This is a genomic window from Nostoc sp. NZL, from assembly GCF_015714705.1.
Classification (GTDB): Bacteria; Cyanobacteriota; Cyanobacteriia; order Cyanobacteriales; family Nostocaceae; genus Nostoc; species Nostoc foliaceum_A.
Map to the genome: position 1 here is coordinate 1 of NZ_WBKL01000086.1, position 15,847 is coordinate 15,847.

Here is a 15,847-nt window from a genome sequence, read left to right on the forward strand (position 1 = left end):
GCCTCTTTTCCATGCCCAATCCCCAATCCCCAATCCCCAGTTTTTATTGAGGTGGTGTCCAATTGCTCCAATCTTGAGGCTTAAGAAAGGTTTCATACAACTCGGCTTCGGGGGAATTAGGTTCTGGCTGATAGCCGTATTCCCAGCGCACTAAGGGTGGTAGAGACATGAGAATTGATTCAGTGCGTCCGTTAGTTTGCAGACCAAAAATAGTGCCTCGGTCATAAACCAAGTTAAATTCTACATATCGTCCCCGGCGGTAGAGTTGAAAATTCCGTTGGCGATCGCCATACTCCATCCCATGTCGCCGTTCTACAATTGGTACGTAGGCTGGTAAAAATGCTCTGCCACAGTCTTGCACAAAGGCAAACAAATCTTCCCAATTGCGGGTTTCTGGTGTTCCCACCTGATTGCTATGAATAGCCGCTTCCCCATTGGGATTTGGGCCGCGATATAAAGCACCTTGACCATCTTGGTAATCAAAAAACAGACCACCTACACCCCGTGTCTCATCACGATGCTTGAGGTAGAAATATTCATCACACCACCGCTTAAAAACTGGGTAATAGTCTGGGTGGTGTTTGTCACAAGCCTGTTTTAATGTCTTGTGTAAGTGTGCCGCATCTTCAGCAAAAGGGTAATAAGGTGTCAAGTCAAGACCACCACCAAACCACCAAACTGGCCCCGCTTCAAAGTAGCGATAATTTAGATGAACTGTGGGCACGTAAGGATTGTGAGGATGTAATACCATTGAAGTGCCCGTGGCATAAAAGCCATGTCCTGCGGCTTCAGGGCGTTGGGTTAAAATTGAGGCTGGCAAATGGGAACCCCAAACTTCAGAAAAATTTACACCTGCTTGTTCAAATATTGCACCTTCGCGCAGCACGCGCGATCGCCCTCCACCCCCTTCTGGGCGTTCCCAACTATCTTCATGAAACTTACCCACACCATCTAGTTTTGCCAATGATTCGGTAATTTCGTCTTGCAGCTGTTTCATAAACTGACTGACTCTAGTCTGAGCGTCAGTTGCTGGCAAAGATTTGGATGATTCTGCTGCTACGGTTGGTATTTGCGAGTTGGTCAACATAGATTCCCGAACCTAAATTACAATTTCCAGAAAGCCACAAATTTCTTATCTTAAAATTTGGGGGAAACACACGCCAACAATCAAGCTCTATTTGCCCAACCCGCTTTTTCTTACTGGTTAAGCATTTATACGATTGATGGGCATCATTAGAGTTATTTTCCCTCAAATGAGTATAGGCTTGTATGTTGTCTGAGTTTTTTTTGTTAATTTTAATGATTTCGCGCCCTTGTCCCCCACGCTCATTTGGTACTCCAAATCAGTGTGTGGAGCATGTCACTTGGAATATTCTGGTATAAACACTAGACTTTAGTCATAACCTGGAAGTATCAAGGGTTTGACTGGCCTGATCAAAACTTCTTTGCCGTAATATTATGTTGGCTGTTGGCATCTGCACCGAATCGAGGCTTGCTATGTTTAGGGCGTTTTTGAGAAAGAAAGTTTTAATTTAGGATATGAGCGTAGTTGCCCACAATACCAGAGTTACCAGAAAGTGTCTAGCGAGGAGGAGGATTAGGAAAATGCAAGGTTGGTTATCCAAATTCATCCACCGCAAACGTCGTCGGTTTTGCGCTTCTCTGGTGCGGACATATCGAGAGATTAGTTCTGCTTCTGTAGATGAACTGTGGCAAAAAGTTGCTGACTTAACGGATGTTTCCTGGCATCCACTACTTAAGAGTACTAACGTGCCCTATGGATTAGTACCAAAACCAGGATTGATTTTTCATGCTGTAACACGCTTTTCACCGATTCCCATCCGCATTTTTGTGGAGCGCGTCAATCATAAAGAGATGCTGAGTATCCGAGTACTGGCGATTCCTGGGATAGAGGAACGGGTAACTTATCAAGTAGAGTCAACGGTTTGTGGTACTTGTTTGTCTTATTCTGTAACACTACGCGGATGGTTATCGCCCTTGATTTGGTCTTTATCCCGTCCTTATGCAGACCGCGTAGCACGGTCTTTAGTAGAGGCAGTAGAAAAGACGGCGTTGCCAGCGGTATCTGGGAAGAAAAAATCCCTTAATAACAGTTGTTTTGATTTTTAGCTGATGGGGATTAGAGCTAGGGTACAAGTAACAGGTAACAGGGGAGAGATTATTCCCTATTACCTATTATTTTCTTATGTTCCCCATCCCTAAAGAAAGTTAAGATTCTATTAGGTAATAATGCCATTTGCTAAGTTTTATTACGGCAGTAACAGTGAAAACACTAAGCTGACCTTGCTTAAGAAAGCATCCAGTTAATAGCTAAGACGTTCTCCACAACTGTATTTATTCATTTTGAATTTTGAATTTTTATGTACGATGTCCTCGATTCCCGATCTGTCTTAGAAGTATTGCGACCAGTGGAAGACCCAGAACTCCGCAAAAGTCTGGTAGAACTCAATATGATTCGCAACGTCAAAATTGACGATGGTAAGGTAAGTTTCACTTTGGTGTTGACCACTCCCGCCTGTCCTTTACGTGAATTTATTGTTGAAGACTGTCAGAAAGCTGTCAAAAAGCTACCAGGGGTTACAGATGTAAGCATAGAAGTGACGGCAGAAACACCACAACAAAAAAGTTTGCCCGACCGCACTGGCATTTCTGGGGTGAAAAATATCATTGCTGTTTCCAGCGGCAAAGGTGGCGTTGGTAAAAGTACAGTGGCGGTGAATGTAGCAGTGGCTCTAGCCCAAACTGGGGCGAAAGTCGGCTTGTTAGATGCAGATATTTATGGCCCCAATGATCCCACCATGCTGGGTCTAGCTGATGCCCAAATTGTAGTGCGCTCAACTGAAACAGGTGACATCCTGGAACCTGCTTTTAATCATGGCGTTAAATTAGTTTCAATGGGCTTTTTGATTGACCGAGATCAGCCAGTAATTTGGCGAGGGCCTATGCTCAATGGTGTAATTCGCCAATTTCTCTATCAAGTGCAATGGGGAGAACTGGATTATTTGATTGTAGATATGCCACCGGGAACCGGAGATGCTCAGTTAACTTTAACCCAAGCAGTGCCGATGGCAGGAGCAGTAATTGTCACCACGCCGCAAAATGTAGCCCTGTTAGATTCTCGCAAGGGATTGCGGATGTTCCAGCAGATGAATGTCCCGGTATTAGGGATAGTGGAAAATATGAGCTATTTTATACCTCCCGACCAACCGGATAAGCAGTATGACATATTTGGTTCCGGTGGTGGCTCCAAAACAGCCGCTGAATTGGGAGTGCCACTGTTGGGGTGCGTACCGCTAGAGATTTCCACACGAGTTGGTGGTGACAGTGGTGTGCCTATAGTGGTTGGTGATCCAGATTCAGCTTCAGCAAAAGCATTAACAGCGATCGCTCTTACCATTGCTGGTAAAGTATCAGTTGCTGCCCTGACATAATTAATTTTAATTTCTATCTATGTCCTGGGAATACTAGGGACTGGGATTAGGGACAAGGGAGATGGGAATTGATTATTGTTCAATGCCCCATGCCCTATGCCTAATACCCCAACACTTAAATTTAAAATCTAAAAAGCTAAAGTCTAAACTGGCACAATGTTGTTAAAACGATCGCTCCCCAAAATTCGCTGGAAGTCTTGGGTTAAGCCCTGGCAGCATATAGATTGGCTACTTTTTTGTTTGCCGATTGCTGTCAGTATCTTTGGCGGACTGATGATTCTCAGTACGGAACTGAAGCAGCCAGTAACTGACTGGTGGTGGCACTGGATGGTAGCGGGTATCGGCGTGCTTATAGCCCTGTTTTTATCTCGTATCCGTTACGAACTTTTGATGCAGTGGCACTGGGTAACTTATGCACTAACGAACTTCAGCTTAATCATAGTGATGATTGCTGGTAGTAGCGCCAAAGGGGCACAGCGGTGGATTAGTATCGCCGGCTTTAACGTGCAACCCTCAGAATTTGCCAAAGTCGGCATGATCATCACCTTAGCTGCTTTGCTACACAGGCGCACTGCTTCTACCCTCGAGGGTGTTTTCCGCGTTCTGGCAATCACTGCTATACCTTGGGGATTAATATTTTTACAGCCAGATTTAGCAACATCAATGGTTTTTTGTGCGATCGTCTTAGGAATGCTTTACTGGGCAAATGCTAACCCAGGCTGGTTAATTCTGATGATTTCTCCTGTGGTTGCTGCCATTTTGTTTAGTATATCTTGGCCTTTATCCGAGCCGATAGTTTTATTCAAAGAACTATCTTTTGGCCCATTAGGGATAGTTTGGTCAGTTGCGATGGCTATTGTGGGCTGGCAAACTCTTCCCTGGCGGCGATTTGGTTTGGGCACTATCGGTGCGTGGACTTTAAACATACTGGGTGGCGAATTAGGAGTCTTTGCCTGGAAGCATATTTTGAAAGAGTATCAAAAAGATCGGCTAACTGTATTCATGAATCCCGATCATGATCCACTCGGCGCTGGATATCACCTAATTCAATCTCGCATTGCCATTGGTGCTGGTGAAATTTGGGGATGGGGTCTGTTCAAGGGGCCAATGACGCAACTGAATTTCGTACCGGAACAGCATACAGACTTTATTTTCTCCGCAGTGGGGGAAGAATTTGGTTTTGTCGGTTGTTTGGTAGTGCTGTTTGTCTTCTGCTTAATTTGCTTCCGTCTACTGCATGTTGCCCAAACCGCCAAAGATAACTTTGGTTCCTTGTTAGCTATTGGCGTTTTGTCCATGATTGTGTTTCAGCTGATTGTGAACATTGGCATGACTGTTGGTTTAGCGCCTGTGGCAGGAATTCCTCTACCTTGGATGAGTTATGGGCGTTCTGCTATGCTGACCAACTTCATTTCCTTGGGAATAGTAGAATCGGTAGCAAATTTTCGGCAAAGACAGAAGTATTATTGATTCGTCATTAGTCATTTGCACTTCCCCAAGGACTAATGACTAATAAGAAGTATTAAGCTATTAAAAGGAAACAAGCGAGGCTAAAAACATGATTCTGCCTGGAGCAACTGTTCGCGTCAATAATCCCGCAGATACCTATTATCGCTACGAAGGACTCGTGCAACGGGTGAGTGATGGCAAAGTAGCCGTATTATTTGAAGGTGGTAACTGGGATAAATTAGTTACCTTCCGTCTAAGCGAATTGGAACTCGTAGAGACCACAGCCGGACGTAAAAAAGCCAAATAAGATTAGTCATTAGTCATTTGTTCTTTGTCATTTGGCAAAAACTAATGACTAATGACCCTTACGGGTGACGCTCGTGCCTCGCTAGCGCAGCGCTAACGCCAGTCACTCATGGGGGAAACCCCCATGAGTGACTGGCGTCTCCCCTTGGGAGAAGACCGCGCTGGCTCACCAATGACTAATGACTAAATTACTATGCGCCTCCCTCTACCACAGTTTGCTACTGGCGATCGCCATCCCAACCACATTGCGGAGGTGATTGAGACTACGAGTACAGAATTTTTAGCTCAGTGTTTGGAACCAGAAGATTTGAGCTTTCCCTCCATGCCACCCTTTGGTAGTTGGGTCTGTTCTGTAGATGAAGAATCGGGTAATCAAGTTTATGCTGTGGTATATTATGCCACAACTATGCCGATAGATTCCGTACACCGGGCCAGAGCTTTGGGGTTGTCATTACAAGACTTACGCGAGGAACAACCTCAGATATTTGCCATGCTGAGAACAGAATTTCGAGCTGCGATCGTGGGATTTGAACTATCTTCGCAAAATCAAAGTTATAACCAAAGAGTATATCAGTATCTACCACCCCGTCCCCCGCAAATTCATCAAGCTGTTTATCGGTGTGAACCAGAAGCTATCATTAAATTTACAGAAGAACTAGATTTTTTGCGGACACTCCTTTGTATTAATGGTGCGCCAGTAGAGTCTTTGACCGCAGCCGCCATTCGAGATGTATACCAGTTACGCAAAGCTGACCGAGAATGGCTAATTAAAGCTGGACGTAGCCTGAGCGTGCTACTTAAAGACGACTACGATCGCTTGCGGTTCATTTTGAGTCAAATCCATCCGTAGGTAGTTAGTTCTGAGACAATTGCCTAGTTAGTGTAAGTTAAGATATTTGATTTTTCGTCAGGTGGCTTCTCCATTTATTTATATCGATCAAGCGATCACCCCTAAGGTAATCGCAGTTTTACCATAGCCCCTTCAATTCCTACCTATGGAACTCATATCACAAGTTCTTGCTATGGAACCAACTTCCCAAGTTCTTGGCAAGGAACCAATTGTTCCCTTTGCTATTTTGCTGGTGGTCATCTTAGTTATACCCATCATATTTGAGCGGCTAAGATTACCAGGATTAGTGGGTTTGGTTTTCTCAGGGCTAGTACTTGGGCCCTCAGGCTGGAATCTATTTCAGTCTGACTCACCGATGATTAATCTGCTATCAGATATTGGGTTAATATACTTGCTGTTTGTCGCCGGGCTAGAAGTTGATCTAGAAAAGTTTCGCCAGCAAAAAAGTCGTGCCTTTGGCTTTGCTAGCTTGACTTTCAGTATACCCCTGGTGGTGGGAACCTTAGTAGGGCTGATTTTAGGCTATGGCTGGAATACATCAATATTAATTGGCTCTTTATTCGCTTCCTATACCCTTTTGGCATATCCCATAATCAGCCGTTTGGGAGTGGTAAACAACGAAGCTGTTACTGTCACCATTGGAGCTACGATTTTTACAGATATTGGCGCAGTACTAATTTTAGCCATCTGTGTAGCTATCACTCATGCTGGAGCATTCAGCTTTGCTAAACTACTCACCTTGTCGGGTTGGTTAACTATTTACTCTGTTGCCGTTGTCACAGGCTTTGATTGGGCAGGCAAAGAATTTTTCAAACGGTCTGGAGACGACGAAGGAAACAAGTTTTTGTTTGTGTTGCTTTCTGTCTTTCTGGCAGCTGTGGGCGCTCAATTGATTGGGGTAGAAAAAATTGTTGGTGCCTTTTTAGCGGGTTTGGCAGTGAATGAAGCTGTAGGTGAAGGCCCAGTCAAAGAAAAGGTGGTATTTATTGGCAGTGTGCTATTCATTCCCATTTTCTTTGTTGATCTTGGTTTGCTGATCAATTTACCTGCTTTTGTTAACAACCTGGACACACTCAAGTTAACGCTGTTGATGATAGTCGGTTTGATTGTCAGTAAATTAATTGCAGCTTTGTTCACAAAATTGGTTTACCGCTATAACTGGCAAGAAATGCTAACCATGTGGTCGCTATCACTTCCCCAGGTTGGTACAACGTTAGCAGCAACGTTAGTGGGATATCGGGCAGGGTTACTGCCACTAGAAGTATTACACAGCGTCATTGTCTTAATGGTTGTCACATCAACCTTGGGGCCGTTGATGACTAGTCGAATAGCTGTTGGTTTGAATTCCTCACCAGCCGAAGATTCAGCACTGCCTCTACCCGATCAAAACGCACCAGAGACAAACAGTGCTTTTACTATAGTCGTACCTGTCTATAATCCTCAGACAGAGCAGTATTTGATTGAAATGGCGGCGTTATTAGCGCGTCAATCAAAGGGAAAAATTATACCGCTTGCGATCGCTAATGCTGCTGCTCAGATGGATACACCCCAGTTAGAAGCCTCTTTACAACGGAGTGAGCGGTTATTAACCAAAGCCACGGCACAAAGTCGAGTATTAGGCGTAGCGGCAGAACCAGTGCTGCGAATTGATGATGCTTTTGCTCAAGGAATTAGCAGAGCCGCTCGTGAACAAAAGGCTAATTTAATTGTTATGGGTTGGGGTAAACGAACTGGGCTGCGAGCGCGTTTATTTGGGAATGTGATTGATGGTGTGCTTTGGGCATCCCATTGTCCAGTAGCGGTGACACGTCTAGTAGAATCACCGAAAAAAATTCAGCGCATCTTAGTACCAATAGAAAATTTAACAGCTCCTACATTACAGCCTGTGCAATTTGCCCAGATGTTGGCAGAGGCAAATCAGAGCCACATTACTGTGCTGAATGTATGCGATCGCCGCACTAGTTCCAGTAAAATTGCTTGGAGGCGATCGCATCTTTCCCTACTGGTATCTAAATTAGCTTTGAACAATGCCCCAGAAATTCAAATTATCGCTCATGAAAATGTTGCTCAAGCAATTTTGCAGGCAGCACGATTATATGATTTAGTAGTTTTACCTTTTATACGTAATCGTACCAGTCCTGGAGGGTTAGCCATTAGCGATGTCACAACCCAGTTAGCCGGACAACTCACCTGCTCTATTGTCATGCTTGGAGAACCGCAACGCAGCCAAACCACAAATGTAGTTATTTCTAACACGGTTACTGGCATTACATCTGCTGTATGATATGAGGCATACTTTAGTCCACTCACCTGAGCTTAGGCTGCCTTGGCGTAGCCATAGCACTGGCAATAAACTTTGCAACAAATGAATCAGCGTAGGTGCTGAAAACAGTCGTAACTGTAAAAACACTTTATATTGTTGAAGATTTGATGAACTTAGATGGAAGACTGACAATTTTTAGACAATGTTTGTTATTTTTCTAGTTAAATTGTTAAGGAAAGTAGGTAAAAATATCACAAAAGTACAACCGTAGAATAATAGGTAAGTTCAAGAACACTTTTTGATTAAGCCTTGTTAGTTTTTCGTTCTGTATTTTTGTCCCCAAGCTGGGTAATCTAAAAGATAAGTGCAATAGCTACTGAAAATATCTGTAACTAACTGGGAAACTATGAGAATTTTGGTGACGGGCGGTGCTGGGTTTATTGGTTCCCATCTCATCGACCGACTAATGACCGATGGGCATGAAGTAATATGCTTGGATAATTTTTACACTGGTCACAAACGGAACATCATTAAATGGTTAGATAATCCGTACTTTGAACTGATCCGCCACGATATTACCGAACCAATTCGGTTGGAAGTTGATCAAATTTATCATTTAGCTTGTCCTGCCTCACCGGTACATTACCAGTACAACCCAGTTAAAACCGTTAAAACCAACGTGATGGGAACACTGAATATGTTGGGGCTGGCTAAACGGGTAAAAGCTAGGTTTTTCTTGGCTTCAACTAGTGAAGTATACGGTGATCCAGAAGTTCATCCCCAAACTGAAGAGTATAGGGGTAGCGTTAATCCCATTGGGATACGTTCATGTTACGACGAAGGAAAAAGAATTGCTGAGACTCTAGCATTCGATTATTACAGGCAAAATAAAGTTGATATTCGAGTTGTTCGGATATTTAACACCTACGGCCCAAGAATGTTAGAAAACGATGGTCGGGTGGTGAGCAACTTTATTGTTCAAGCCTTGCGGGGTAATCCTTTAACCGTGTACGGTGATGGATCACAAACTCGTAGTTTTTGCTACGTTTCCGATTTGGTAGAAGGATTCATCCGTCTAATGAATGGCGACTACATTGGCCCAGTAAATTTGGGCAATCCTGGTGAATACACGATTTTACAATTGGCACAAGCTGTGCAAAATATGATCAACCCAGACGCGCAGATTAAGTTCGAGGCACTACCTTCGGACGACCCCCGCCGTCGCCAGCCTGATATCACAAAGGCAAAAACTTGGTTAAATTGGGAACCAACCATTCCTCTGCAAGAGGGGTTAAAACTAACAATAGAAGATTTTCGCGATCGCATTCAAAGCGATGTCAATAATTCAACCACCTGAGTGGCACCTAGCGTCGCTCTGAATTTTCATGCAGGCTTTACCCTATCGGTAGCTAGTATGCTTGGTGGCTGAGTTTTATGTCAGTGTCTAAGTGTCATATTCAGACTTCTTTTTGAAGACTAACCCCTAAAAAAGTGAGGAGTTAAAAAATGCGTGTTTGCGTGATTGGTACTGGTTACGTTGGTTTAGTTACAGGTGCTTGCTTGGCTCATATTGGGCATGATGTCATTTGCGTAGACAACAACGAAGAAAAAGTTAAGTTAATGAAGTCTGGGCAGTCCCCAATTTTTGAACCGGGACTCTCGGAAATTATGCAGTCTGCCATTCAAACAGAGAAGATTCATTTTACTAGTGATCTCGCTGCTGGAGTTTCCCACGGAGAAATTCTGTTTATTGCTGTGGGAACGCCACCTTTACCCACTGGTGAAAGTGATACTCGTTATGTTGAAGCTGTAGCTCGTGGGATTGGCGAAAATCTCAACGGTGGTTATAAAGTCATAGTGAATAAATCTACCGTACCCATTGGCTCAGGTGACTGGGTGCGGATGCTTGTTCTAGATGGTGTTGCTGAACGTCAGAAAACATTGGTACCCGCAGGCGGGGTGTCGAGTGATGATAAATTACCTGAGTTTGTAGCCGAGTTTGATGTGGTGAGCAATCCAGAGTTTTTGCGCGAAGGTTCGGCAGTTCACGATACCTTCAACCCGGATCGCATTGTACTAGGAGGCAATAGTCAAAAAGCAGTAGCCTTAATGCAACAACTGTACGCCCCAATTGTGGAACGCAAGTACGCTGATGATCAATCTTTACCTCCTGTGCCAATTTTGGCGACAGACCTGAGTTCGGCGGAGATGATCAAATATGCCGCTAATGCCTTTTTAGCCACTAAGATTAGTTTTATTAACGAAGTTGCTAATATTTGCGATCGCGTTGGTGCTGATGTCACCCAAGTAGCCAGAGGTATTGGTCTAGACTCCCGCATTGGTAACAAGTTTTTACAAGCTGGTATTGGTTGGGGCGGTTCTTGCTTCCCCAAAGATGTCTCCGCCCTGATTCACACTGCTGATGATTATGGCTATGAAGCCCAGCTAATGAAAGCTGCTGTCAGTGTCAACGAACGTCAGCGGTTGATTGCTTTGGAGAAACTCCAACAAGTTTTGAAAATTCTCAAAGGCAAAACAGTCGGACTACTCGGACTGACCTTCAAGCCAGATACCGACGACTTGCGCGATGCCCCAGCACTCATCCTAATTGAGCAGCTAAACCGACTGGGAGCCAAAGTCAAAGCCTACGACCCCATTATTTCCCAAACAGGTATGCGTCATGGTCTTTCTGGGGTGTTAGTAGAAACCGATGCTGAAAGACTAGCTGATGGCTGCGATGCTTTAGTACTCGTGACCGAATGGAAGCAGTTCAGCACTCTCGACTATGTGAAGATGGCAAAATTGATGGCCCACCCCGTTATCATTGACGGTCGTAACTTCCTCGATCCCGAAGCAATGATCCGGGCTGGATTCCAATATGTAGGCGTGGGAAGATAGATATTTAGGAGTTAGGAATAATCAATTACTCCTAACTCCATTCAAAACTTAAAGATTTACAGTACCGTCCAGAGTGATCTAGGCGGTATTTAATTTGTTTTAACTTTACCTTGCTTTTTTGCGTGACAATATATCAAGCGCTATGTGGAATACGTTCGATTTCAGCATATCCACTGAAAATAAGTTTTTGACCTTCAGTTTCTAATCGGTTGAGCCGCATTTTCACTCCATCAAGGTCAAAACGATCCAAATCGACCATATTATCTAAAATTTCTACCAGTGCCACGCTTAAGGTTTGCGAGATTTCCCGTTGTGCTTCTGGTACTTGATCAAGTTCGATTTTTGGATCTTTGAAAGAAACCCGCCTCCGTCTTTCAATGCCTATAGTTAGGATCATGCTCAGGGGTACAAGTTCGCCATTATTTAAATCTGCTTTTGCTACAAGCTGTAAGCGATTTTCTGGCAATAGCTGTACCTGGACTTCCGTAAAGGAGACTGGTTCACCGCCAGATAATGCCGTCAGTGATGGTACGGTGAGGTTAAGCAGGCGCTTTTTCACCAGTTCCGCATTAAAGGCTTGGTTTATGCCCTCTTCTGATAAAATTACTTGAGCGATCGCTTGAGTAGGTTGCTTAAGACTGAGTTTGCCACTTAAAACCGAGCCGAAGTCAATTGCCACCGCATCGGTTTCAAAAGACATCTCCTCAACCGCGAAATCTCTCCGAATCACCAAGCCCTGACCGCTCATTTTGAAGCTATCAATGCTGCCTTGCAACAGTTTGCTGGAGGGATAGCAGCGCACAAAGACTTCTACTGACTCGCTTTGGGTAAACAGGTGGCGAATCGTTTGGCTGGCGACTGTATTGAGCATCCGCTCTCCCCAATCAGTGCCTTTAGGATCTGTTAAACCAGTAAGTCCGCCGAACATGTGGTTTTGGGTCTCTAGAAGTTCTTTATACTTTTGTAACAAATCGTGAAGAATACAGCAAGCGATCCCGTGATTAATTGTGCTGATGGATAGGAGTTGGATAGCTGATGGTTGATGTAGTGGTGTATTAAATATTACTCCTGACAAAGATGCTGAAGGACGTAAAAACAGGTCAAATATGTTCTGTTTAGGAATGTAGACGGGAAATGCAGTAGAAGTATGGCATTTCAAGCGATGAAAACTGAGTCAGATGTTGACGTTAATATAGAATTTCTGCAAAAAAAGTTATCAATAACTTATTGGTGGGAATACTTGAACTAAGACATCAGACAGCTTCTCAGCACTGCTAACCATAACACAGCTAAATCTAGTCTAGCTGATTACGTAAGAGCAGTTTGGGTTGAATGAAGTTTTGATAGCTACAGTTAGTTTCCCAATAATATGCTAGAACCATGAAAGCTACTCAAACCAACTTTCTCAACTTCTTAGAAGGCAACAAACAATTAATAATTCCTATCTATCAACGTCCTTATAGTTGGACAATTACTCAATGCCAGCAGCTATGGAATGATATTTTGCGTGCTGCTAATGAAAATGAAATTTCAGGACATTTTATTGGTTCATTAGTTTACATGGTAGATACTGTGTACCTAACAGCAGTAATACCTAAATTATTAGTTATTGATGGTCAACAACGTTTAACAACCCTTTCATTACTACTTTCTGTTTTAAGTAAAGCTATTAGAGCAAACAATGAAGAAATTGATATTAGTTCTGAAGCGCTAGAGGATTTTTATCTTTTCAATAGACATGCAAAGGCTAGTGAACGATACAAGTTACTTTTAAATCAAAAGGATAGAGAAACTCTAATTCGGCTTCTAGAAGATACAGAAATACCTGACGACAAATCTCAGCAACTTGTTGATAACTACCGATATTTTGAGACTCAAATTCGTAAACTAGATATTGACCTCAATAGCTTGTACCGAGGTATATGCAAGTTAATGATTGTAGAAATTTCTCTAGAGCGCGATCGTGACGATCCACAATTAATATTTGAAAGTCTAAATTCTACAGGACTTGAGCTTTCGGAAGCAGACAAGATTCGGAACTATGTACTGATGAAACGTCAACCGGAAGAACAGAACGAAATCTACAATCTCTATTGGCATCCAATGGAGAAAATCTTTGACAAAACGGTAAATTCTGAGCTATTTGACCGCTTCATCCGCGACTATCTGACCATCAAATCTAGATCAGGAACTATTCCTAATATTAGAGATGTCTATAGTAGCTTTAAGCTTTATGTACAAGGTAAAAAAGATACTTTAATTAAAGAGATAGTAGCGGATGTTTACCATTACTCTAAATATTTTACAAAGTTAGCTACATCTCAAGAACCTGACCAAGAAATTAAGCAGTTAATTACGGATATTAATACTCTTAGGGTAGATGTTGCCTATCCATTTTTAATAGAAGTTTATGATGATTACGATCAAAATAAAATAGCACGGCAAGAATTTATCAGCATTCTTAGACTTGTGGAAAGCTATGTATTTAGACGGAGTATATGTGGCATTTCTACTAGCTCTATGAACAAGAGCTTTGCCACTTTAAGCCGAGAAATTGACCGAAACAACTACCTAGAAAGTTTACAAATTGCTTTGAGTGGTAAAAAGAGTTACAAAAGATTTCCAGGTGATGAAGAGTTTCGTCGAGAGTTGATAGTTAAGGATATTTACAACTTTCGCGGTTGCAACTATCTACTTCGTAAATTAGAAAATTATGAGCGCAAAGAATTAGTCAATGTTGAAAAATATACTATTGAGCATATCATGCCACAAAATCCCAATCTTTCTTTAGAATGGCAGGTAGATTTGGGAGAACAATGGAAAGAAATTCGAGCTAAATATCTACACACTATTGGCAATCTAACTCTAACTGGATATAACCCTGAGTTGAGCGATCGCCCGTTTATAGAGAAGCGGGATAAAAAAGATGGTGGATTTGCAGATAGTCCTCTACGTCTGAATCGGGGGTTGCAGCATCTGAAACAGTGGAATGAAACAGAAATCAATAAAAGAGCAGAATTATTAGCAGATATGGCTGTTAAAGTTTGGTCTTCTCCATGTATGTGAAATTAGGGGATCGCAATCTCTACACAAAAGTGCGATCCCCTACGGTGGGCGGGTACGCCATCGCAGCACATCCATTAATCATGAGGCTACTTGGTAAATTGCAGGTCGATATCTTGGTTCAGGAGTTGGTTTACCCTCCACTTTGGCAGCATCTAACCATGCTGCTTTTGCTTGCAAGACTTCACGAAGTGCGTAGGCGCAGCCCGCCGTAGGCATCGCACCCTTTCCTACCTCGTCAACAACTTTCGTCGCAGATTATCCAACGCTGCATTTGCACTCACATGACGAATTAGAGCGCGTCCTCGCACTGTACCAAATTGATACTCAAAACTTGTTACTTCATCCTTTGGCCCAGCTAAACCAATGTAAACTAAACCCACCGGCTTAGTATCTGTCCCTCCGGTTGGGCCAGCAATACCAGTGATACTCAATCCCCAAGTGGTTGCAAGGCGGGTTTTTACCCCAACTGCCATTTGCTCTGCAACGATCGCACTTACCGCCCCAAATTTATCTAAATCCTCCTGGTTAACCCCCAGTAGCCCAACCTTCACGGAATTATCATAAGAAATTACTCCACCCCAAAAGTAATCAGAACTCCCAGAAATCTCAGTCAACATTTGCCCTAAACCGCCACCAGTGCATGATTCTGCCACCGAAAGCGTTTCTTTTGATGCCCGCAATAACTGACCAACCACGGAAGCAAGAGTATCATTATTAACGCCGTAAAAATCCAATCCGGCAATTTCTGTAAGTTGTTTTTCAATGGGCGCAATTAGGTCTTCTGCGGCTGCTTCTGAAGTGGCTTTAGCAGAGACTCGCAATCTTACTTCCCCCTTACCTGCATAAGGCGCTACTGTCGGATTTGGTAACTTCAAATAAGAAGAAACTTTTTCCGCCAAAGCAGATTCACCAATACCCCAAAACTTTAAACTCCGGCTGTAAATAATTTCTTTACCCCAACCTTGACTTTTGAGAAATGGCACGACTGTTTCTTCCCACATCAGGTGCATTTCACTGGGAACACCGGGAAAGGTAAAAATCGTGGTTTCAGGGCGAGGTTGCCAAATGATACCAGGTGCTGTTCCAGTGGGGTTGGGGAGAATTTCTGCACCTTGGGGAATCAAAGCTTGCTTGCGGTTACTTGGTGACATAACCCGACCACGTTGGGCGAATTTTTGGGTTATGTCTTCGATGATCTCAGAGCTTTCTACCAACGGGACTTTGAAAAAATCAGCGATTGTTTCGCAGGTGAGGTCATCTGGTGTCGGGCCGAGTCCACCAGTGAAAATGAGAATTTGCGCTCTGGAAATAGCAATTTCTATAACTTGCTTCAACCGTTCTGGATTATCTCCAACCACTGTTTGATAGTAGTGGGGGATACCTAGCTGCGCTAATTGTTGCGCCAAAAATTGAGCATTGCCGTTGAGAATATCTCCTAGCAGCAGTTCAGTACCAACACAAATAATTTCTGCACTCATTAGGAATAGTTAGGAGTTAGGAGTTAGGAGTTAGAAGTTAGAAGTTAGGAGTTAGGAGTTAGAAGTTAGGAGTTCAAAACTTAAA

The 15,847-nt window shown here is 43.2% G+C and carries 13 protein-coding genes; 9 read left to right on the forward strand and 4 right to left on the reverse strand.

Annotated elements, in window-relative coordinates; translation table 11 throughout:
- Nucleotides 1-43: 43 nt before the first annotated feature.
- Nucleotides 44-1,087, reverse strand: coding sequence for an oxygen-dependent coproporphyrinogen oxidase (hemF, locus tag F8R90_RS12630; RefSeq protein WP_196511028.1), 1,044 nt, complete (start codon nucleotides 1,085-1,087; stop codon nucleotides 44-46).
- A 518-nt stretch (nucleotides 1,088-1,605) separates the two neighbouring features.
- Here hemF and F8R90_RS12635 point away from each other — a divergent pair.
- From F8R90_RS12635 to F8R90_RS12670, 8 genes are all read left to right on the forward strand, one after another.
- A complete protein-coding gene (locus tag F8R90_RS12635) occupies nucleotides 1,606-2,130 on the forward strand; it encodes an SRPBCC family protein (RefSeq protein WP_190899049.1) in 525 nt (174 codons plus the stop codon).
- Nucleotides 2,131-2,381: 251 nt separating this feature from the next.
- The gene (locus tag F8R90_RS12640) at nucleotides 2,382-3,452 is read left to right on the forward strand and encodes an Mrp/NBP35 family ATP-binding protein (protein ID WP_196511029.1); all 1,071 of its coding nucleotides are present in this window, start codon (nucleotides 2,382-2,384) and stop codon (nucleotides 3,450-3,452) included.
- A gap of 156 nt (nucleotides 3,453-3,608) precedes the next feature.
- Complete coding sequence (rodA, locus tag F8R90_RS12645) at nucleotides 3,609-4,922, forward strand: rod shape-determining protein RodA (protein WP_196511030.1); 1,314 nt, start codon at nucleotides 3,609-3,611, stop codon at nucleotides 4,920-4,922.
- 88 nt (nucleotides 4,923-5,010) lie between these two features.
- Entirely contained in the window at nucleotides 5,011-5,208 is a 198-nt protein-coding gene (locus F8R90_RS12650) for an NAD(P)H dehydrogenase subunit NdhS (RefSeq protein ID WP_190899062.1), read from the forward strand.
- Between the two features lie 192 nt (nucleotides 5,209-5,400).
- Nucleotides 5,401-6,057, forward strand: a complete 657-nt coding sequence (locus F8R90_RS12655; RefSeq protein ID WP_190899133.1) for an HAS-barrel domain-containing protein — start codon at nucleotides 5,401-5,403, stop codon at nucleotides 6,055-6,057.
- Nucleotides 6,058-6,202: 145 nt separating this feature from the next.
- Nucleotides 6,203-8,341 (forward strand): cation:proton antiporter domain-containing protein, encoded by a 2,139-nt coding sequence (locus F8R90_RS12660; protein WP_196511031.1) that lies wholly within the window; start codon nucleotides 6,203-6,205, stop codon nucleotides 8,339-8,341.
- 385 nt (nucleotides 8,342-8,726) lie between these two features.
- Nucleotides 8,727-9,677 carry a UDP-glucuronic acid decarboxylase family protein gene (locus F8R90_RS12665; RefSeq protein WP_196511032.1) on the forward strand — a complete coding sequence of 317 codons (951 nt, stop codon included), beginning with the start codon at nucleotides 8,727-8,729 and terminating at the stop codon, nucleotides 9,675-9,677.
- 149 nt (nucleotides 9,678-9,826) lie between these two features.
- The gene (locus tag F8R90_RS12670) at nucleotides 9,827-11,218 is read left to right on the forward strand and encodes a UDP-glucose dehydrogenase family protein (protein WP_190899078.1); all 1,392 of its coding nucleotides are present in this window, start codon (nucleotides 9,827-9,829) and stop codon (nucleotides 11,216-11,218) included.
- A gap of 133 nt (nucleotides 11,219-11,351) precedes the next feature.
- Here the strand turns inward: F8R90_RS12670 and F8R90_RS12675 are convergent, their stop codons facing one another.
- Nucleotides 11,352-12,146: an LmeA family phospholipid-binding protein gene (locus F8R90_RS12675; RefSeq protein ID WP_196511050.1), complete on the reverse strand. Its 795-nt coding sequence runs from the start codon at nucleotides 12,144-12,146 to the stop codon at nucleotides 11,352-11,354.
- Nucleotides 12,147-12,598: 452 nt separating this feature from the next.
- Between F8R90_RS12675 and F8R90_RS12680 the strand changes: the two genes are divergently transcribed.
- Complete coding sequence (locus F8R90_RS12680) at nucleotides 12,599-14,284, forward strand: DUF262 domain-containing protein (protein ID WP_196511033.1); 1,686 nt, start codon at nucleotides 12,599-12,601, stop codon at nucleotides 14,282-14,284.
- A 78-nt stretch (nucleotides 14,285-14,362) separates the two neighbouring features.
- Here F8R90_RS12680 and F8R90_RS12685 read toward each other — a convergent pair whose 3' ends face one another.
- A complete protein-coding gene (locus tag F8R90_RS12685) occupies nucleotides 14,363-14,500 on the reverse strand; it encodes a hypothetical protein (protein WP_230966282.1) in 138 nt (45 codons plus the stop codon).
- 11 nt (nucleotides 14,501-14,511) lie between these two features.
- Entirely contained in the window at nucleotides 14,512-15,762 is a 1,251-nt protein-coding gene (locus F8R90_RS12690; RefSeq protein ID WP_196511034.1) for a competence/damage-inducible protein A, read from the reverse strand.
- Nucleotides 15,763-15,847 lie beyond the last annotated feature (85 nt).

What these genes read in the sequence shown, in the direction of transcription:
- hemF (WP_196511028.1), bottom strand. Translation starts at nt 1,087, where the DNA reads ATGTTGACCAACTCGCAAATACCAACCGTAGCAGCAGAATCATCCAAA.
- F8R90_RS12635 (WP_190899049.1), top strand. Translation starts at nt 1,606, where the DNA reads ATGCAAGGTTGGTTATCCAAATTCATCCACCGCAAACGTCGTCGGTTT.
- F8R90_RS12640 (WP_196511029.1), top strand. Translation starts at nt 2,382, where the DNA reads ATGTACGATGTCCTCGATTCCCGATCTGTCTTAGAAGTATTGCGACCA.
- rodA (WP_196511030.1), top strand. Translation starts at nt 3,609, where the DNA reads ATGTTGTTAAAACGATCGCTCCCCAAAATTCGCTGGAAGTCTTGGGTT.
- F8R90_RS12650 (WP_190899062.1), top strand. Translation starts at nt 5,011, where the DNA reads ATGATTCTGCCTGGAGCAACTGTTCGCGTCAATAATCCCGCAGATACC.
- F8R90_RS12655 (WP_190899133.1), top strand. Translation starts at nt 5,401, where the DNA reads ATGCGCCTCCCTCTACCACAGTTTGCTACTGGCGATCGCCATCCCAAC.
- F8R90_RS12660 (WP_196511031.1), top strand. Translation starts at nt 6,203, where the DNA reads ATGGAACTCATATCACAAGTTCTTGCTATGGAACCAACTTCCCAAGTT.
- F8R90_RS12665 (WP_196511032.1), top strand. Translation starts at nt 8,727, where the DNA reads ATGAGAATTTTGGTGACGGGCGGTGCTGGGTTTATTGGTTCCCATCTC.
- F8R90_RS12670 (WP_190899078.1), top strand. Translation starts at nt 9,827, where the DNA reads ATGCGTGTTTGCGTGATTGGTACTGGTTACGTTGGTTTAGTTACAGGT.
- F8R90_RS12675 (WP_196511050.1), bottom strand. Translation starts at nt 12,146, where the DNA reads ATGTTCGGCGGACTTACTGGTTTAACAGATCCTAAAGGCACTGATTGG.
- F8R90_RS12680 (WP_196511033.1), top strand. Translation starts at nt 12,599, where the DNA reads ATGAAAGCTACTCAAACCAACTTTCTCAACTTCTTAGAAGGCAACAAA.
- F8R90_RS12685 (WP_230966282.1), bottom strand. Translation starts at nt 14,500, where the DNA reads ATGCCTACGGCGGGCTGCGCCTACGCACTTCGTGAAGTCTTGCAAGCA.
- F8R90_RS12690 (WP_196511034.1), bottom strand. Translation starts at nt 15,762, where the DNA reads ATGAGTGCAGAAATTATTTGTGTTGGTACTGAACTGCTGCTAGGAGAT.